16 protein-coding genes are annotated in these 18199 nt (G+C 71.2%); 6 read left to right on the forward strand and 10 right to left on the reverse strand.

The genetic code is table 11. The features are described from left to right. Positions 1-56: 56 nt before the first annotated feature. Genes ACZ6TB_RS08340 through ACZ6TB_RS08360 form a run of 5 tightly spaced genes read right to left on the reverse strand, consistent with a single transcriptional unit; the run spans position 57 to position 5618 of the window. Positions 57-1013 (reverse strand): pirin family protein, encoded by a 957-nt coding sequence (locus tag ACZ6TB_RS08340; protein WP_465552011.1) that lies wholly within the window; start codon positions 1011-1013, stop codon positions 57-59. 10 nt (positions 1014-1023) lie between these two features. Next, positions 1024-1422: a pyridoxamine 5'-phosphate oxidase family protein gene (locus ACZ6TB_RS08345; protein WP_465552013.1), complete on the reverse strand. Its 399-nt coding sequence runs from the start codon at positions 1420-1422 to the stop codon at positions 1024-1026. Continuing rightward, positions 1419-2834: a DUF2252 domain-containing protein gene (locus tag ACZ6TB_RS08350; RefSeq protein WP_465552015.1), complete on the reverse strand. Its 1416-nt coding sequence runs from the start codon at positions 2832-2834 to the stop codon at positions 1419-1421. The genes ACZ6TB_RS08345 and ACZ6TB_RS08350 overlap by 4 nt, the downstream gene beginning before the upstream one ends. A 22-nt stretch (positions 2835-2856) precedes the next feature. Continuing rightward, on the reverse strand, positions 2857-4104 hold the full coding sequence (locus ACZ6TB_RS08355) for a DUF1501 domain-containing protein (RefSeq protein ID WP_465552017.1): 1248 nt from the start codon (positions 4102-4104) through the stop codon (positions 2857-2859). A 2-nt stretch (positions 4105-4106) separates the two neighbouring features. Beyond that, positions 4107-5618: a DUF1800 domain-containing protein gene (locus tag ACZ6TB_RS08360; RefSeq protein ID WP_465552019.1), complete on the reverse strand. Its 1512-nt coding sequence runs from the start codon at positions 5616-5618 to the stop codon at positions 4107-4109. A gap of 116 nt (positions 5619-5734) precedes the next feature. On the opposite strand from ACZ6TB_RS08360, the gene ACZ6TB_RS08365 reads away from it, so the two are divergent. Further along, positions 5735-6778 carry an ROK family protein gene (locus tag ACZ6TB_RS08365; protein ID WP_465552021.1) on the forward strand — a complete coding sequence of 348 codons (1044 nt, stop codon included), beginning with the start codon at positions 5735-5737 and terminating at the stop codon, positions 6776-6778. 110 nt (positions 6779-6888) lie between these two features. Continuing rightward, positions 6889-8868 carry a pre-peptidase C-terminal domain-containing protein gene (locus ACZ6TB_RS08370; protein WP_465552023.1) on the forward strand — a complete coding sequence of 660 codons (1980 nt, stop codon included), beginning with the start codon at positions 6889-6891 and terminating at the stop codon, positions 8866-8868. Positions 8869-9191: 323 nt separating this feature from the next. On the opposite strand, the gene ACZ6TB_RS08375 is transcribed toward ACZ6TB_RS08370, so the two are convergent. The 5 genes from ACZ6TB_RS08375 to ACZ6TB_RS08395 all read right to left on the reverse strand — a co-directional run bounded on the left by ACZ6TB_RS08375 (position 9192) and on the right by ACZ6TB_RS08395 (position 14675). Further along, the gene (locus ACZ6TB_RS08375; protein WP_465552025.1) at positions 9192-9524 is read right to left on the reverse strand and encodes an STAS domain-containing protein; all 333 of its coding nucleotides are present in this window, start codon (positions 9522-9524) and stop codon (positions 9192-9194) included. 80 nt (positions 9525-9604) lie between these two features. Then, entirely contained in the window at positions 9605-11122 is a 1518-nt protein-coding gene (locus ACZ6TB_RS08380) for a S1C family serine protease (protein ID WP_465552027.1), read from the reverse strand. A 3-nt stretch (positions 11123-11125) separates the two neighbouring features. Continuing rightward, on the reverse strand, positions 11126-12007 hold the full coding sequence (locus ACZ6TB_RS08385; protein WP_465552029.1) for a MarC family protein: 882 nt from the start codon (positions 12005-12007) through the stop codon (positions 11126-11128). Positions 12008-12016: 9 nt separating this feature from the next. Continuing rightward, positions 12017-13252, reverse strand: coding sequence for an arginine deiminase (locus ACZ6TB_RS08390; RefSeq protein WP_465552030.1), 1236 nt, complete (start codon positions 13250-13252; stop codon positions 12017-12019). A gap of 10 nt (positions 13253-13262) precedes the next feature. Then, a complete protein-coding gene (locus ACZ6TB_RS08395) occupies positions 13263-14675 on the reverse strand; it encodes a basic amino acid/polyamine antiporter (RefSeq protein ID WP_465552031.1) in 1413 nt (470 codons plus the stop codon). A gap of 123 nt (positions 14676-14798) precedes the next feature. Between ACZ6TB_RS08395 and ACZ6TB_RS08400 the strand changes: the two genes are divergently transcribed. From ACZ6TB_RS08400 to ACZ6TB_RS08415, 4 genes are read left to right on the forward strand one after another with little or no spacing between them, the layout of a single operon-like run. Then, positions 14799-15275, forward strand: a complete 477-nt coding sequence (locus tag ACZ6TB_RS08400; RefSeq protein WP_465552033.1) for a peroxiredoxin — start codon at positions 14799-14801, stop codon at positions 15273-15275. 53 nt (positions 15276-15328) lie between these two features. Continuing rightward, positions 15329-15844 (forward strand): SigE family RNA polymerase sigma factor, encoded by a 516-nt coding sequence (locus ACZ6TB_RS08405; RefSeq protein ID WP_465552035.1) that lies wholly within the window; start codon positions 15329-15331, stop codon positions 15842-15844. Next, positions 15841-16677 (forward strand): hypothetical protein, encoded by an 837-nt coding sequence (locus ACZ6TB_RS08410; protein ID WP_465552037.1) that lies wholly within the window; start codon positions 15841-15843, stop codon positions 16675-16677. Before ACZ6TB_RS08405 ends, ACZ6TB_RS08410 begins: the two co-directional genes overlap by 4 nt. After that, on the forward strand, positions 16674-17747 hold the full coding sequence (locus tag ACZ6TB_RS08415; RefSeq protein WP_465552039.1) for an amidoligase family protein: 1074 nt from the start codon (positions 16674-16676) through the stop codon (positions 17745-17747). The genes ACZ6TB_RS08410 and ACZ6TB_RS08415 overlap by 4 nt, the downstream gene beginning before the upstream one ends. Positions 17748-18199 lie beyond the last annotated feature (452 nt).

The raw sequence follows: 18199 nt of genomic DNA on the forward strand, positions 1-18199 counted from the left end.
CCCGCGACCGAGATGACGGCCGTCACATTCGACGATCCGCCCGGCGGGGGTGGTCGTCAAGTGCGTATTCGTCCCCTGGGGACCAACCTCGTCAACGGCATCGGCGGCGCGGGCAGCGCGGGCCCGTCGTAGCCGTGCACCTCGCCGAACCGCGGGGTCCGCGATTCCCAGTCGGCGCGCATCTGGACGATCTCGTCGTGGTCGCGGGCCACGAAGTTCCACCACATCACGAGCCGCTCCTCGAACGGCTCCCCGCCGAGCAGCAGCACGCGCGCGGGGGACGAGGCGCCGAGCCGTACGGACGAGCGCCCCGACCCCAGATAGAGCAGCGGTCCCGGCTTGACCTCCACGTCGTCGACCGATGTCGCGCCGTCGAGCGCCAAGATCGCGTACTCGAACCCGGTGTCGAGGGGAATCGGCGCCGACGCCCCGGAAGCGAGGGTGAGCTCGGCGCCCACCAGGGGCGTGTGGGTCCGCGCGGGCGAGGTCGCGTCGCCCAGCGTGCCCATCAGGACGGTGGCGGAAATGTCGCCGAGGGCGACGACCGGAAGATCGGCGTGGTGGGCGAAGGCCGGGGGCATGTCACGGTCGGCGTGCGGCAGAGCAACCCACAGTTGTACGCCGTGCAGCACCCCCGAGTTGACCCGCGGGCTCTCCTCGGCATGGCTGATCCCGCGGCCGGCCGTCATCAGGTTGAGCTGCCCGGGCCGGATCTCCTGCTCGTTGCCGAGGCTGTCGCGGTGCAGCACCTCGCCGGCGACCAGCCAGGTCACCGTCTGCAGTCCCGTGTGCGGATGGGGCCCGACCCGCATACCGGTCGAATCACCAAGATCATGCGGCCCGTACGCGTCGAGAAAGCACCACGCGCCGACCATGCGCCGCTGCCGGTTCGGCAGGGTCCGCGTCACGGCGAAGCCGCGCGGCCCGCCCAGCGCGACCGGCGCGCCCTCGAGCAACTCCATCGTGGCCGGAAGCTCGGGCCCGACGAGCGGGTCCGCCTCGAAACTGCTCACCCGGATGACGCTACGCGGTGAACGCGCTGGAGCCGAGCACCTTCGTCACGCCGATCTCGACGACGACGCGCAGGGGGTTCGGGCGCGGTGTTCGATAGCGCGCGGCATAGAGCTTCTCCCCGAGCTGGACCGAGGAGGGGTCGTCCCGCACTACGGCCAGTCCCTCGACCGTCGTCCACCGAGCGCCGTCAACTTGGCAGATCGCCACGCGCTGTTCGCCATTACGGATATGTCGGATATGTGCCGAGGTAGACGACGAAATCACGCGGCACACGCCGTCGGAGAGCGTCGCACCCACGGCCACCACATGCGGGGAGCCGTCCCTACGGAGAGTGGTCAGCGTGCAGAGGTGGCGTTCGGTCCAGAAGGCGAGCAGCGCCGGGTGGGAGAGGGAGACGAGACCGCTCATGCGACCCGCTCCGCCGGCAGCACGCCCCGCCGGACGGCCGCCACCAGGGCGGCGTGATCGCGCTCGACCTGATCGGCGTACGCCCGCGCGAACCGGCACAAGGAGTCCGCGAGCTTGTCGCTCCCGCCGATGTATCCCGCGATCATCGACGCGCCGCTGGTGCGCGCGTGCGATTTCGCCAGCAGGAACCCGCAGATGCCGGCGTAGTCGCCGAGCGCGCCGGCGTCGATGTCCTCGACCACGACCGCGCCCTTCATGTCGCGGAACTGGCGCACGTAGAACTGCGTGTCACCGACCGTGGTCCAGCCGAGCAGCGGGTCGCTCACCGTCTGCAGCGCCTGCTGGTACTCCACGACGCGCTGCCCCTGATGGCGGTGCCAGGCCGCCTCGCCGTGCTGGTGCACCGCGATCACCGACCGGCGGGCCTGCTTGAGCTGGAGGAACACCACGTCGTCCGGGCTGCTGCCCTCACAGAGCGCGACGTACGCCCGGAGCCCGACCGACCCGACACCCACCACCTTGTGCGCGATGTCGACGATCCGGTACCCGGCCAGGATCCGGGCCCAGTGCGGCGGCAGCGTGTTGAGGTAGCCGTCGAGCGACTCGGCCAGCGCGTCCCATTCCGCATCGCTCGGCCGCGTGATCACCGGCGGCTCCTCGACCAGCTTGAACGTGCCGTCCCGCCGCTCGGTGAAGCGGGGCAGCGCGCGGTCGCTGGTGCGCCGCCGGGCCCGCCGGGCGGCCCGCTCGATCTCGTCGCGGAAGCTGGCCCGGGACGCCGCCGAGCGCAGCCGGTCGACGTCGAGCCGGTCGAACGAGCGGCCCAGCAGCGGCCGCTCGGCGAGATGGGCGAGCTGCTCCTTGTACTCGTCGAGGCAGTGCTGCACCGCGTCGGCGCAGGCGCCCTCCCGGAACCCGTTCTGCCGGCCGGCCACGTAGACGCTGACCGTGAGCCGCCGCAGGTCCCATTCCCAGGCCCCGGGGTGCGCCTCGTCGAAGTCGTTGAGGTCGAAGACCAGCTCCCGCTCGGGGGAGGCGTAGAAGCCGAAGTTCCCGAGGTGGGCGTCGCCGCAGATGACCGGGGTGATGCCGGTGGACGGCAGGGCCGCGAAGTCGTCGGCCATGACGTTGGCCGAGCCGCGCAGGAACGCGTACGGCGAGGAGATCATGCGGCCGATCCGGATCGGGATCAGCCACTGCTGACGGCCCGAGTTCTGGTCGATCACCTGCTGGACCGGGTCGGCCCGGTCGTCCGGCGGCGTCCAGTGGGCCATGTCCGACCGGTGGGCGCGCTCCCGCAGGGACCGGCCCAGCTCATAGCGCTCGGCCCGCGGCCGGGCTGGGCGCCGCAGCGACGTGAAGCCACCGTCCTCGACGATGTCGAGGACGGTGTGATTGCTGGCCTGTTCCATCACCGGCCAGCCTAAACGCCCTTCATGAACGTACGGTGGCCAGCCCGAACGCGGACGGCTTGACGCCCGGGAAGACGCCGTCGAGGGCGCCGAACCGGCATCGCTTCTGCAGGACCTCGCCGATCACCGAGCGGTAGTCGGTGGGGGCCGCGAGGTCGCCGTCCAGGAGCGCCGCCGGCGACAGGCCGGGCCAGTTCGCGTACACCCGGCCGCCCTTGATCCCCCCGCCCAGCAGCAGCATCGCGTTGCCGTGCCCGTGGTCGGCGCCGTGCGAGGCGTTCTCGGCCACCCGCCGGCCGAACTCGCTGATGGTCAGCACGGTCACCGACTTCATCGCCTCTCCGCCGAGGTCGGCGGCGAACGCGGCGAGGCAACTGGCCAGGTCGGTGAGGTTGTCGAACATCCGCTGGCCCTTGACCGCGGTGCCGAGCGCGTCGTGCATGTCCCAGTCGCCGCTGTCGACCGCGGCCGTGACGAGGCCGGCCTTCGCCTTGATCAGGCGGGCCACGTCGCGCAGCGCGGCGCCGAGGTCGCTCGCGGGGTAGGCGGCGCCGTTGGCGGCCTTGTAGGTGGCCGATCGCAGCGAGGCGCTCGCGGTCAGCGCCTTGTCGGCGGCCAGGGCCGGTCCCGCCTGCAGGAGGGGCGCGTCCGCGTACATCCTCCGGAGTGCGGCGGCGATGGGCCGCTTGTCCGATTCCCCGGCCAGCGTGAACTTGTCGATGGCGGCCATCGAGACGGCCGGCGCCGGCCCGGCGAACAGCCGCGCGGGCATGGCGTGGCCGAGCGAGACGCCGGCGAGCGGGCCGGACCCGCCGGTGACGCCGAGCATCCGGTCGAGCCAGCCGCTGCGGATCGAGGTGCCGGGCGCCGCGTTCTCCATGGCGTCCATGGCCGCGAAGTGTGAGCGGGTCGGGTTGCCCTGGCCGACCGCGTGCACGGCGGCGAGCTGGCCGGCCTTCCACTGCGGCAGCAGCGGCGCGAGCGCCGGATGCAGGCCGAACGTGCCGTCCCCGGCGATGACCTGGCTCTTCGGCAGGCCGATGTTCGGCCGCGCCTTGTAGTAGTCGGGGTCGCCGATCGGGGCGATCGCGGAGAGCCCGTCGAAGCCGCCGCGCAACGAGACGACCACCAGCGTGTCGCCCGAGTAGCCGCCTTCCGCGTGACCCGGCTCGGCAAAGACGAGACTCGTGGCCACCCCGGCGGCGCCCGCGGCACCCAGAAGCGTCCGCCGGCTGATGGCCGCGTGCTCGGAACATCCCGGGAACTTCATGATCACCTCAGCTGGAAGGTCGGCGAGTCGAGAACGAGCGCGATCAGATACGGCGCGCTCCCGGCCAGGGACTTGTCGGAGCTGGTCAGAGGACTCGTCGGCAGCTTTCCGGCGACGCTGAGCACGGCGGCGGTGTGGGCGGCCGGCAGCTTCGCGCCGGTCAGCCGTACGGCGAGAGCGTCGACCAGTGCCCCGTAGGTGCCCGGCAGCGCCGGAACGAGCGACTTGAGCAGATCGGCGGGACGGGTGAGCTGGCTGGGGTACCAGCCGGTAGCCAGGTTGAGGTGCAGGTTGCAGCGCAGCAGGAACGAGGACGGCGACGCCCAGGCGACGGCCACGTCCGGGAAGCCATTCGGCGGGGCCCAGCGGAACGGCGCGTTCCCGGCGTCGACCATCGCGTTGTAGAGCGCGTCGAGCGCCTTGATGCCCGACGACTCGGGGCCGAGGCCGAGCGCGCGGACGGTGGCGATCATGTCCTCGAACGGGGTGCGGACCTTCTGCCCGTGGGAGCTGGCGAACTCCGCCGACGTGAACAGCGCCCGCAGCACCGGCACGATGGCGGTGTCGTTGTCCAGGTAGATCTGGGCGAGGCGGGTCACCAGCGACGCCGGCGGCTCGTCGGCCACAAACCGCTGGCACAGCCGGCCGGCGATCCGCTGGGCGGTGGCCGGGTGCCGGGCCAGGTGGTCGGCCAGCGCCATCGAGCCGGCCTCGCCGTCGGCGGCGGAGGCGTTCGGGTGGGTGAAGCTCAGGACCTTCACCGCGCCGGTGGCGTGCTTCGAGGCGTCGTACGCGTAGGCGCCGTCCTTGGTCACGGTCAGCCCGGTGAGCAGCCGCGCCGCCTGCTGCACGTCGTCCTCGCCGTAGATCAGGCCGACCGTGTGCAGCTCCATGAGCTCGCGGGCGTAGTTCTCGTTGGGGTGGGTCCTGGTGGACGAGCGGTTGTCGAGGTAGGTGAGCATCGCCGGGTGCTTGACCGACGCCTTGAGCATGTCGGCGAACTTCCCGAACGTGTGCTTGCGGATCACCTGGGTCTCGTAGTCCGGCCGGCTGTCCCACACGCCGCTGGAGGGCGCGGTGATGTGCAGCAGGTTGCCCCAGAACTGGGCGACGACCTCGAACAGCTGACGGTTGCTCCACGCGGCGCGGGCCACGGTCGCGCGGCCGAGCTGGCCGAACGCCTCGTACGAGTGCACCTTGATCGCCGACCGGACGGCGGCGACGCCGGCGTACGCCAGGGGCAGCCGGGTCAGCAGCGCGTCGACCTGCGAGTCGTCGATCTTGGCCGGGGCCAGCTGCCGGTCGAGCCAGCCGGTGACGCCGAGCTTGGCGGCCTCGGCCAGGGTCGCCGGGGTCGCTCCGAACGTGGCGCGGCGCAGCAGGTGCGCGATCGGGTCGGCGCCGATGAGCTTGGCGGGATCGAGCGCCGCGGGCGGGGCGGCCTCGGCCGGGGCGGCCGTGGCCAGGACGGCGAGACCGGCGGTGGCGGCGATCAGCGTACGGCGCTTCGTCATGCCTCACCGTTCGACCCGATCGCCGGTGGGCGTCGCCGCTGCAACCGTGACTAACCGACCCGCAATCCGCTCGCACCCGTATCACCCGGGGCGGAACCGGACGTACGCTCACCCTTGTGGATCAGCCAGAACCGGTACGCACCCCTGCCTCCTGGGTCGTCGTCGGCCTCGACAACGGCGGCACCTGCAACAACGCCACCGTGCTCGACGCCACGGGACAGTTCCTCGTCGATCACCTGGTGGAGAACCCGAGCCTCGTGCAGGACGGCCCCGAGTCGGCGGTCGAGGCCCTGGCCGAGGCGTTCGCGAACATCATCGAGCTGACCAGCACGCCGCTGACCCTGGTGCGCGCCGTCGGCCTCGACACGCCGGGCCCGGCCAGCGCCACCGGCGTGATCTCGTCGAAGGGCTCGACCAACTTCAACCAGGTGTCGTGGCGCGGGTTCGACATCCGGGGCGCCCTGGAGGCCCGGCTCGGCCTGCCGGTGATCTACAACAACGACGCCAACGCGGCCGCCCTGTACGCCCATCACCGGCATTTCGGCGAGCAGGCGATGACCCGCTCGTCGGTCGCCGCGATCGTCGGCACCGGGCTCGGCGGGGGAGTGGTCGAGAAGGGCAAGGTCGTCAGCGGCGCGGCCGGGATGGCGGGCGAGCTCGGCCACGTGCAGATCCCGCTGCACGGCGTGCTCGAGGACGGCCAGCCGGTGCCGATGTGCAACTGCGGCTTCGAGGGCGACGTGGAGAGCATCGCGTCGCTGACCGGCATCAAGAACAACCTGCTGCCGTACTGGCTCTCGAAGTTCCCGGACCACCCGCTCGCCGGCGAGCCGATCGGGAAGGCCGCCAAGCTGCTGCGCGGCTACGGCGAGAAGGACGACCCGCTGGCGCTCGCGGTGTTCGGGCAGCAGGCCAAGGCGATCGGGAAGCTGTTCACCATCGCCGCGAACTTCACCGACCCCGACGTCTACCTGCTCGGTGGCGGCGTGGTCGAGGCCGCGCCGCGCTTCCGGCAGTGGTTCCTCAACTCCGTGCGCGAGTCCACCCAGCTGCGGCAGGAGCAGCAGGCCGTCGCCGCGTTCGCGCTCTGCGCCGATCTCGACATGGCCGGCGCCCGCGGGGCCGCCGTCGCCGCCCTGGAGCGCGTCCAGACGGCATAAGCGGATTGTTACGGCGTATCGACAACTCTAGATATTGATGTTCGTCGTCGGTAACGTCCCCTCTACCATCCGTGACCGGGGGGTCCGGATGAGCCGAAGGGGGACCCCTGATGCGACGAAGCATCGCAACCATCTCGGCGGCCGCGCTCGGCCTGGCGCTGATCACGCCAGGCGCCGCGCACGCCGCTCCCACCGCAGGCACACCCACCCGGGACGGCGGCCTCAGTCCCGCCGACAAGGCCTCGCTGGCCGCCGGTGTCGGTGTGGCGCCCAAGGCCCCGTACGGGGCGAAGCCCAAGGGACCGAACCCGCTGCTGGCCGAGGTGCCGGACGCCTCCAAGGTCGACTACGCGGGCTGGGCCAACTACATGAAGGTGCAGGCCAAGGCCAAGTCGGCGGCGCGTTTGAAAGCGCTCTCGTCCGTGTCGAAGGCCGCCGCCGCCACGCCGGCCGTCGTCGTCGACGAGGACGAGATCGACGGCACGTACGGCGGCAACGACACCCCGGCCAACGCCCAGCGGGTGGCCGGCTTCGGCACCGGGTCCGGCCAGTTCTCGAAGATCCGGGTGCTCGGCAGCCTCGACAACGAGGCGGTCAGCGCGCCCAGCGTCCCGGCCCCGGCCGAGGACAACGGCTCGATCACGCTGGCCGGCGACACCGGCATCGGCGACATCCGCAGCGGCGCGACGATCACCGCGCAGATCGGCGACGGGCCGCACGGCCACACGACCGGCGACGGCAGCAACGACTTCGACTTCTACAAGATCAGCGCGGTGGCCGGGAAGGTCCTCAAGCTCACCACCGCCACCCCGACCGGCGCGCTGGACACCGTGATCGAGCTGTTCGCCCCGGACGGCACGCTGCTCGCCGTCAACGACGACTTCAGCGGGCTGGACAGCCAGATCACGTACCGGGTGACCACCGGCGGCGACTTCTACCTGGCCGTGGCCGCGTACGGCGGCCTGCCCGCCGACCCGTTCGACTCCGGCTCCGGCGGCGGGATCGGCGACCCGACCCCGCCCAGCGAGGGCCCGTACACGCTGACGCTCACCTCGGGCGGCGTGGACCAGGACTTCTTCGCCATCAAGCTCAAGCCCGGCGACGTGCTCGGCGCCTCGGTGAAGGGCTCGCCGACCTACCTGACCGTCTACGACACGACCCCGCGCGAGGTGCACGGCTCCGAGCAGGACGCGTCGTTCATCTACCCGATGGCCTCGCCGCTGCCCGGCGGCGGCAACGCGGTCACCGACTACGTGGCGACGAAGGCCGGCTGGCACTACGTCGGCGTGGAGGCGGGCTCGGGCGCGTACGACATCACCGTCGAGGCGTACCGGCCGGCGCTGCAGGGCGCGACCCCCGCGCAGACGCTGTTCCTCGACTTCGACGGGGCGCGGGTCAACACCGGCGTCTTCGGCGGCTCCGGCCAGCGTGACCTCAGCCCGTTCGCGGCGTTCCTGGCCAGCTGGGGCCTGACCCGGGCGGACGAGGACGCACTGATCGACGCCGTCACCGCCGGCGTCACCGAGAACCTGAAGAAGGACCTGGTGGCGAGCGGCCTCAACCCGAAGTTCAAGCTGAAGATCAAGAACAGCAAGGACGACGCCGACCCGTTCGGCGGCGCCAACGTGAGCCGGATCATCGTGGGCGGCACGATCGACGAGTCCGGCGTCGACACCATCGGCATCGCCCAGAGCATCGACCCCGGCAACTTCGAGACCTCGGAGACGGCCCTGGTCCTGCTCGACGTGCTGAGCGCCCCCGCCGGCGACTCGGAGGCGTCGCTCAACACGTACCTGACCCCGCAGAGCAACCGCATCCAGTTCCTCGGCCAGGCCCTGAGCAACGTGATCTCGCACGAGGCGGGCCACTTCTTCGGCGACTTCCACACCGACAACGAGGACGCCCAGGCAAACTTGATGGACGCCGGCGGCACCGGTTTCGCCACCCTCTTCGGCGTCGGCCCGGATGGCGTCGGAGGCACCGCCGACGACGCCGACGTCGACTTCGGCGACAGCCAGTTCCTCCCGTCCGAGGGCTTCACCGGCACCGAGGACACGCTCGGCCGCGTCGTCTTCGGCGTGACCAGCTAGATCTGCCCGTACGCCGAGCCGGCCGCTCCCGCCCAGCGGGGGCGGCCGCTCCGGCGTTGTGGCCGCGCGTTGTCGCAGTTGGACCGCTGTTGTGGCCGCGTCGCTGTTGTGGCCGCGTCGCTGTTGTGGGCGCGCCGCTGTTGTGGGCGCGCCGCTGTTGTGGGAGCGGCGCTGTTGTGGGCGCGGCGCTGTTGTGGCCGCGCCGCCGCCGTTGTGGCTGCGGCGCCCTGCCGCCCGCGCGTGGTGGCCCACCCCCACCCTCTTCTCGGGTGGGGGTGAGTAAAGCAGCCGCCTACGACATTTTTCGGCCGTCCTCCACAGCCTCAGTCCTTGATGGCGGTCGCCACGTCCGGGAAGAGCGCCAGGTACTCGGTGAGGCCGAGTGTGTCGAACAGCCGGCGCAGGAAGCCGGACGGCGCGGCCAGGCGCACCCAGCCGCCCCGCTCCATGGCCCGGCCGTGGGCGGTGACCAGCACGCCGACGCCCATCGAGTCGCAGAAGTCGAGCCCCGACACGTCCACGACGACGCGCGGGCTGGGTCGTTCGACGAGCCGGTTGAGGTTCGCCTTGAGCGAGGCAGCGGTGTCGATGTCGAGGGAACCGCGCAGCACCAGCACGGCCGTGTTCGGCGGGTGGTGCGCGACCGAGACCTGCATGGCGGTGTCGCTTTCGGTGGAGAGCGGGGGTGCCGAACAGCCTATCGACCCCGTCTCCCGATCGCCCCCGGTGGATCTTCTCAGCCCAGCGTCACCGTGGTTGTAGCCTGTTTGCCGTCCCGGCTGTACTCGACGCGCACCTGGTCACCGGGCTTGCGCCCGACCGTCGCGAGGAAGACGCTCTCCGGCCCGCTCATCGGCCGTCCCTCGATCGCCGTGACGATGTCGCTCTCCTGCAGGCCCGCCTTCTCGGCCGGCCCGCCCGGCGTGACGGCCCGCAGATACATCCCGACCGGTACCCCGAACCGCTCGGCGACGGCCTGCGGAACGGGCGCGGTCTCCACCCCCATCGACGGCGGCGTGTACGTGCCATGGGCGATCAGTTGATCCGCGACAACCGTGGCCACGTCGACCGGGATCGCGAAGCCGATGCCCACGCTGCCGCCCCCGGCCTGGCCCGCCGCGTTGGGCACCGTGGCGATCGCCGTGTTGACCCCGACCAGATCACCCGCACAGTCGACCAGCGCCCCACCCGAGTTGCCCGGGTTGATCGACGCGTCGGTCTGCACCGCCCCCGGCAGCACCGCCGTGGTCCCGTTGTCGGCCGGCACCGGCACGTCCCGCCCGAGCGCACTGACGATGCCGGCGGTCACCGTCCCCGAGAGCCCGAGCGGCGCCCCGAGCGCGACGACCGGCTGCCCCACCCGCAGCGCCGACGACTTCCCGATGCCGATGGTGGAAATGCCATCGGGCGGGTCCACCTTGAGCACCGCGAGGTCCACCCTGGTCGCCCGCCCCACAATCGTCGCCGGCGCCGTCTGCCCCCCGCTGAACAGCACCTCGACCGACCCGGAAGTCCCGGCCGGCGAGATGACATGGTCGTTGGTGAGGATGTACCCGTCGTTCCGGATGACCTCGCCGCTGCCGTTCCCGCTGGACCCGCCGCTGGACACGGCCACCGTCACCACGGACGGCAGCACGTTGTCCGCGATCGTCGTCGCCACGCACGCGGCCGCCCCGCCGCCACCGCTCGTTCCGGCCGAGGCCTCCGCCGAGTTATCGGTATTTGTCGCCGCACTCCCGATAAGTCCGCCGATCAGGCCCGCCACCAGGGCGATCACCGCGCCAACCACGATGAGGGTGCCGGTGGAGAACCGCGAGCCGCCGGACGAGGCAGGGGATTGCGGCGCTGCGAGCGGTTGCGCGGGCGCTGCGGCGAGCGGTTGCGCGGGCGGCGCGGCGAGCGGTTGCCCGGGCGCCGCGGCGAGCGGTTGCGCGGACGGTTGCTCAGGCGGCGGGTCCTCCCGTTGCCCGGGCGGCGTGCTCTGCGGTTGCGCGGGCGGCACGCCCTGCGCTTCACCGGGCGGCACGCCCTGCGCTTCACCGGGCGGCGCGCCCTGCGCTTCACCGGGCGGCGCGCCCTGCGCTTCACCGGGCGGCGCGCCCTGCGCTTCACCGGGCGGCACGCCCTGCGCTTCACCGGGCGGCACGCCCTGCGCTTCACCGGGCGGCGTCGCCGGTGGCCGCGCCGGCGTTCCGCCCTGCGGCGTGCCCGGGGGCTGGGCGGACGGGGGCACGGAGTCTGGCATGCCGGTCATCGGTCAGCCCCTTCCGGCGCGGGCAAGCACGAGGTCGGTGAAGCCGTTGGTCAGAAGGATCACGGCGATGCAGGTGAGCAGGATCCCCGCGATCCGATCCAGGAACTTGCTCGCCGAGGGCGAGATGCGGCGTTCGACATGGCCGGCGGCGTAGAGCGTCACCCCGGTCACCAGCCCGTACGCCACCGCCGTGATCGACAGCAGCAGCCGGCCGTGGGTGTCGCCCATGTCCGCCGAGGCCGCCGCCGAGATGGCGAACGTCGCCCCGCCCACCGTCAGCGGGAACGTGATCGGCGTGAAGAGGACACTCCGCCCGCCAGAGCCAGAGCCAGAGCCAGAGCCGGAGCCGGAGCCGGAGCCAGAGCCCGAACCCGTGCCCGAGCCCGAGCCCGGCGCCGGCGAAGACGGCACCGCCGCCGCAACGCCATCCGAGCCACCGGCGCCCGCAACAGGCATGGCCCCGGCCGCAACGCCAGAGGGCGCGGCGGTCACAGCAGAGGGCGCGGCGGTCACAGCAGAGGGCGCGTCAGCAGGCGCAACGGTGGCAGCAGGCGAGGCAGGAGGCGCAACGGCCGGCGCCACCGCCTCCTCGACATCGGCCGCCGTCCCCCGCATCATCGGCACCGAGGCGAAGATCAGCGCGATCCCACCCGTAGCCGTCAGCGCCGCCGGTGAGATCCCCAGCAACTCCAGCAGCGGGTCGCCCACCCAGATCGCGGCCAGCACGAAGACGGCCACATTCACCACGAGCCCGACCGCGAGGCGCAACTGCCGCGCATGGTCGAACGGCCGCACCACCGGCAGATACGACGACAGTGCGGCTACCGGGCTATACAGGCCCACCAGCGCTAAAAACAGGGCCAGGGCCTCGTACGTGATCGACATGGTTTTGATCTAGAAGGTGACGGCGTCGCGGATGAGCGGGCACGTCATGCAGTGCCCGCCACCACGGCCCCGGCCCAGCTCGGCCCCGACGATCGTGATGACCTCGATGCCGGCCTTGCGCAGCAGCGTGTTGGTCAGCGTGTTCCGGTCGTAGGTGAAGACGACCCCGGGGGAGACGGCCACCGCGTTGTTCCCGCTGTCCCACTGCTGGCGCTCCGACGCGTACACGTCGCCTCCGGTTTCGATGACCCGCAGCTCCTTGAGCCCCAGCGAGGACGCGACCACCTCGACGAACGGCGTGGTCTCGTGGTCGATGACGTCCACGTTGCCGCGCTCGCCGGGCAGCAGCGAGAACGCGTGGACCCCGTCGACGATCGCCGGGTACAGCGTCACCACGTCGAGGTCGGCGAACGTGAACACCGTGTCCAGGTGCATGGCCGCGCGCAGCTTGGGCATGCCCGCCACGACGACCCGCTCGGCCGCGCCGTTCTCGAACAGCGCCGCGGCCACCTGGGTGATCGCCTGCCGGGACGTGCGCTCGCTCATGCCGACCAGCACGACGCCGTTGCCGACCGGCATGACGTCGCCGCCCTCGAACGTCGCCATGCCCCAGTCCTTCTCCGGGTCGCCCCACCACACGGTCGAGTCGGCGAAGTCCTCGTGGAACTTGTAGATCGCCTTCATGAGCAGCGTCTCGTCGTGCCGGGCCGGCCAGTAGAGGGGGTTCAGCGTCAGCCCGCCGTACAGCCAGCACGTCGTGTCCCGGGTGTAGAGCGTGTTCGGCAGTGGCGGCATCAGGTACTCGCGCACGCCGGTCGACTCGCGGGCCAGCGACACGTACCCGGAGCGGAAGTCGTCCGGCAGGTCCGAGGTGGCCAGGCCGCCGATCAGGAACTCGGCCAGCGGCCGCGGGTCGAGCGTCTCCAGGAAGCCGCGGGTGTCGTCGACCAGCCCGAGCCCGACCTCGTTGGGCACGATCTTGCGATCCAGCAACCAGGAGCGAGCGTCCGGGATCGCCATCGTCTGCGCCAGCAGCTCGTGCAGCTCGAGCACCTCGACGCCGCGCTGGCGCAGCTTGTTGACGAAGTCGGCGTGGTCACGCTGCGCGTTCTCCACCCACATGACGTCGTCGAAGAGCAGGTCGTCGGCGTTGGTCGGGGTGAGCCGGCGATGGGCGAGGCCCGGCGCGCAGACCAGGACCTTCCGCAGGGTGCCGACCTCGGAGTACACGCCGTGCGTGGCCATAACGGTCCTCTCAGATGGAGATCCAGCCCGCGGCGAGAGCGACGATCCCCACGATCGCGCCGGCCACGGAGATGATGAGGATGACGAGCTCACGCGGGGTGAACACCCGTCGGCCCTGCTCGCGCCGGGCCATCACGAACAGCACGGTCGCGGGGGCGTAGATGATGAACGACACCAGGACGAACTTCAGGCCGGCGGCGAACAGCAGGAAGATGGTGTACGCGGTGGCCAGCCCGGCGATCGCGAGGTACTTGCCGCGGGCCAGCCGCAGCGCGTAGGCGGCCGCGAGCAGGAACGGGATCAGCGTCAGCGCGCTGGTCAGGTCGAGCGCGAAGTTGAACGCGTCCTCGGAGAAGTACGTGACGACCAGGACGATCTGGATCAGGATCGTGCTCAGCAGCAGCGAGTTGAAGGGCACGTCCCCGCGCCGGGTCACGGCCAGGAACTTCGGCATGTCCTTGTCCTTGGCCGCCACGTAGAGCACTTCGGCCGCCATCAGCGACCAGGCCAGGTAGGCCCCGAGCACGGAAATGATCAGCCCGACGCTGACGAAGACATTCCCCCAGGTCCCGTACGCCGCTTCCAGCACTCCGCCCATCGACGGCTGGCGGAGCTGGGCGATCTCGGCGTACGGCAGGATCCCGTACGAGACGATGGTGACCGAGGCGAAGATCGCGAAGACGCTCAGGAAGCCCAGCACGGTCGCCCGCCCGACGTCCTCGCGCCGCTCGGCATGCCGGGAGTACACGCTCGCGCCCTCGACGCCGAGGAACACGAAGACCGTGACCAGCATGGTGCCGCGCACCTGGTCGAAGAGCGAGCCGACGTCGGCGTTGCCGGTGAAGTTGTCGGCGAACACCTTCGGGTCGAGCGCGAACAGCGCGAGGAAGACGAAGACGATGATCGGGACGAGCTTGGCGATGGTGACGATCCGGTTGATGACCGCCGCGTCCTTCACCCCGCGCTGCACCAGGTAGAAGAAGATCCACACGCAGACCGTGGAGAGCCCGACCGAGAGCAGCGTGTCGCCCTCGCCGAGCGCCGGGGCGATCGCGCCGATGGTGCTCATGATCAGCACCCAGTAGGTCACGTTCCCCACGCACGCGCTCGCCCAGTATCCGAAGGCCGAGAAGAAGCCCAGATACTCGCCAAAACCGGCTTTCGCGTACGCGTAGACGCCCGCGTCCAGATCGGGACGGCGCACCGCGAGGTACTGGAAGACGAACGCGAGCATGAGCATGCCGGCCCCGGCGACGACCCACGCGATGAGCGCGCCGGCCACGCCGGTCTCCTGGGCGAAGCGCCGCGGCAGGGAGAAGACTCCGGCGCCGACCATCGATCCGACCACCATCGCGGTCATGGTCATGAAGGTCAGGCGCTGCGGCGCGGTCACCTCGGCGGTGGCCGTGTCGGAACTCGCCATGATGTCCTCCCTCGGCCGGGGCGCCGAGAGCCAGGATCTTCGATGACCGCCTGTACCGGTTCATCCCGCAGGGATGACTGACGCCACTGTTACCAGCCGGTAGTACCGGGTAACTTGCTTGCCATGGCAAACAAGGGTGACGTGATCGAGGACTTCGAGCTCCCCGACCAGGACGGCGTGCCGCGACGGCTCACCGAGTACCTGGCCGGCGGGCCGGTCGTGCTGTTCTTCTACCCAGCGGCGATGAGCAGTGGCTGCACCGCCGAGGCGTGCAGCTTCCGCGACCTGGCCGCAGAGTTCCGCGAGGCCGGCGCCCAGCGGATCGGGATCAGCCGCGACAAGCCGGCCAAGCAGAAGCAGTGGGCCGAGCTCAACAGCTTCGACTACCCGTTGCTGAGCGACCCGGAGAGCAAGGTCGCCGCGAGCCTCGGCGTGAAGCGCAAGCTGCCCCTCGGCCCGCTCAGCACCAAGCGGATGACCTTCGTGATCGACACCGACCGGACCGTCCTCGAGGTGATCCACTCCGAGACCAACATGCAGGAGCACGCGGCTCAGGCCCTCGCGACGCTGGCCGCCCGGATCGAACCCGGAGCCGCGTAGATTTCTTTGACATGGGACTGCACAAACCGCGCCCGCGCGCCGTCTTAGGGGACGTGACCTTCGAGGAATTCGCGATGGCCCGGCTCAACAGTCTCCTGCGTTACGCGGTCGTCCTCACCGGCGACCGTGATCTCGCTCAGGACGTCGTCCAGGAGGTGCTGGCCCGGGCCCAGGTCCGGTGGCGGCGGATCAGCGGGTCGGACTCGCCGGAGGCGTACGTGCGGCGCATGGTGCTCAACGAGTACCTGTCGTGGCGGCGCAGCTGGCAGTTCCGGAACGTGCAGGCCGTGGGGGAGCGGCTGATCGATCTGGACGACGCCCGCGGCGGTGCGGTCGACCACGCCGACGGCGTCGTCGAGGCCGACGCGCTGTGGGCCCGGCTGTCGACACTGGGCCGCAAGCAGCGTGCCGTGCTCGTGCTGCGGTACTACGAGCAGCTCGACGACGACCAGATCGCGGATCTGCTCGGCTGCGCCCCCGCCACGGTGCGCAGTCATGCCTCGAGGGCTCTCAGGACGCTCCGCCTCTCGGAGCGGCAGGAACGGATCCATGCCGAGGAGAAGTCGTGACCGAGCACGCAGACCAGCTGCGCGAGGTTTTTGAGTCCCACGAGAACGAGGCCCCCGACGCCGCGGCGACCTTCGCGCGCGTCCAGGAGCTCTCCACCAAATACCAGCGCCGCCGCCGCAGCCTGCAGGTTGCCGGTGGTTCGGCGCTGGCCGCCATCGCCGTGGCCGGGGTGGTGTCCCTCCCCAATTTCCTCCCTGGCAACGCCCGCAACACGTCGACGACCCTGTTCCCGGCCGGCGCCGTTCCCACGTCCGTCGCGCCGTCGACCATCCCGTCGCTGAGCCCGGAAGACTTCCAGAAGGGCCTCGACGCCTACTTCAAGGCGGGCTACGACTACGACGACGCCGTGCGGCTCGCCGCCATGTGGCATGTCCAGGCGGTCCCCGCCAAGGTCAAGGCCGAGGCGGGCCTGCGTCTGCTGGCCGGTGAGCAGCTGCCCTTCCCGGCCACGCCGAACGCGCCGGACCCGACCACGCCGCCGGACGAGATCACGCAGAACCAGAAGCAGCTCGACGCCTACTTCAACGCCGGCTACACCTGGGACGAGGCGGTGAAGCTGGCCAAGATCTGGCACCTGTCCGACCCGTTCGACGCGAAGGTCAAGGGCGGCAAGAAGCTGCTCGCTCACCAGACGCTGCCGGTCAAGCCGAAGCCGGCCAACGTGGCGTCCGCCCTGGAGAACAAGCGGGCCGAGACCTTCTTCGCCCGGGGCTACGACATCGCGGACGCCGTCAAGCTGCAGAAGATCTGGCACCTGAAGGACGCGTGGGCCGCCAAGGTCGAGGGTGGAAAGCGCCTTCTCGCCGGTCAGACGCTGCCGATCAAGCCGTGACCCCAAGCCTGCGCCGGCGGATCGGCTTCGAGATCGAGCTGATGGCCCCACCGGGCCGCAGCCGGCGCAGCCTCGCCTACGACCTGGCCGGCCGCCTCGGCGGCCGCATCCGCCCGGTCTGGCATTCCGACAGTGAACCGTCCCTGGTCCCGGGCCTGGGGCGGTTCCTGCATCTCACCCAGGGCTTCGAGGTGCTGCGGGCCGACGGCTCGCCGCTGTGCACCCTGGTCGACGACATCACCCTGCTCGACGGCCTCGAGCCACGCACGCCCGCCCCGCCGGGCTGGTACCGCATCCTCAGCGACGACCCGCGCCTGCTCTCGCTGATGGCGGCCCGCTGTGACCCCGGCGCCCCGCTCGAGCGCGTGCTCGACCCGATCGCCGCCCTCTGGAACACCGAGCCCGAGCTGGTAGGCGACGTGGTCCGCCTGGACGACCCGTCCGGCGCCACGATCGCCCTGGTCTCCCCCCAGGGCGCCGAGCGCGACCGCCCGTGCGAGATCGTCACCCCGCCGCTGTCCGAGAACCACGCCGAGGCCCTCGAGGAACTGCTCGAGCCGGCCCGCGACCTGGGCTTCACGGTGCCCCACGAGGCCGCCGTGCACCTCCACCTGGACGGCGCCCCCTTCCGCACCCCCCGCACCCTGGCCAACGTGGTCCTGCTGTTCGCCCACTGGCGCGAGCCCTTGCGAGCGCTCCTGCGGACGAACCCCGCGTGCCGCCGCCTGGCCCCCTTGCCCGCGCCGCTGGTGACCGCCGCAAGCGCCGCCGCCCCCGACCTGGACTCGTTGCGCAAGGCCGCCAACGAGGGCGAGCTGACCAAGTACTTCGACGTGAACCTGACCCAGCTGCTGACCGACCACCCCCTGCGCGACACCCTCGAGATCCGCATCCTCCCCGGCGCGATCACCGCCCCCGACATCGTGAACCGCGCCGCCCTGGTCGAACTGCTGCTGGACCGTTGCGAAGACCCGGAGCCGTTCCCGGCCGCCCCCGCCGGGAACGTCTCCGCCCAGACCGAGCTCCTGATGGAGATCGCCGCCGAGTCCCTGTCCCGCTACGCCGACTGAGGCCTCCGCTCCGCTCACCCCAGACGCGTCCCCGCGACGAGCCCGCCTCAGCCCCGGTCCTGCGTCGCCGCCCGCCTCAGCCCCGGTCTTGCGTCGCCGCCCGCCTCAGCGCTGGTCTTGCGTCGCCGCCCGCCTCAAGCCCATCCGGGTATCGCGCCGCGCTCGCCTCATGCACCTCGCCGCAGTCGGCCGGCCCATGCCACGCCATGCCACGCCACCCCATGCCACGCCACGCCACCCCACCCCGTTCAGTGGGTGGGGTGAGTCAACCGGCCCGGTCTGACAGTTTCGGGGCGTTGTCCACAGCCGCACGCAGGAGTGAGCAGAGCGATTCGGTCGGCGCGGGTCCGACGGTGGGCGATGACCAGTTTGCGGTACCCGGGTGCGATTTCTCGCGATCAGGGGTGGGGGTCGAAGCGGTGGCGCGGCGCTCGGACGGGGGCCCGCGGGAA

It is taken from the genome of Actinoplanes sp. NPDC051537, assembly GCF_055586105.1.

Coding starts and splice junctions, on each gene's coding strand:
- ACZ6TB_RS08395 (WP_465552031.1), bottom strand. CDS start 14,675: ATGGCGAGTTCCGACACGGCCACCGCCGAGGTGACCGCGCCGCAGCGC.
- ACZ6TB_RS08370 (WP_465552023.1), top strand. CDS start 6,889: ATGCGACGAAGCATCGCAACCATCTCGGCGGCCGCGCTCGGCCTGGCG.
- ACZ6TB_RS08400 (WP_465552033.1), top strand. CDS start 14,799: ATGGCAAACAAGGGTGACGTGATCGAGGACTTCGAGCTCCCCGACCAG.
- ACZ6TB_RS08390 (WP_465552030.1), bottom strand. CDS start 13,252: ATGGCCACGCACGGCGTGTACTCCGAGGTCGGCACCCTGCGGAAGGTC.
- ACZ6TB_RS08345 (WP_465552013.1), bottom strand. CDS start 1,422: ATGAGCGGTCTCGTCTCCCTCTCCCACCCGGCGCTGCTCGCCTTCTGG.
- ACZ6TB_RS08385 (WP_465552029.1), bottom strand. CDS start 12,007: ATGTCGATCACGTACGAGGCCCTGGCCCTGTTTTTAGCGCTGGTGGGC.
- ACZ6TB_RS08355 (WP_465552017.1), bottom strand. CDS start 4,104: ATGAAGTTCCCGGGATGTTCCGAGCACGCGGCCATCAGCCGGCGGACG.
- ACZ6TB_RS08350 (WP_465552015.1), bottom strand. CDS start 2,834: ATGGAACAGGCCAGCAATCACACCGTCCTCGACATCGTCGAGGACGGT.
- ACZ6TB_RS08375 (WP_465552025.1), bottom strand. CDS start 9,524: ATGCAGGTCTCGGTCGCGCACCACCCGCCGAACACGGCCGTGCTGGTG.
- ACZ6TB_RS08360 (WP_465552019.1), bottom strand. CDS start 5,618: ATGACGAAGCGCCGTACGCTGATCGCCGCCACCGCCGGTCTCGCCGTC.
- ACZ6TB_RS08380 (WP_465552027.1), bottom strand. CDS start 11,122: ATGACCGGCATGCCAGACTCCGTGCCCCCGTCCGCCCAGCCCCCGGGC.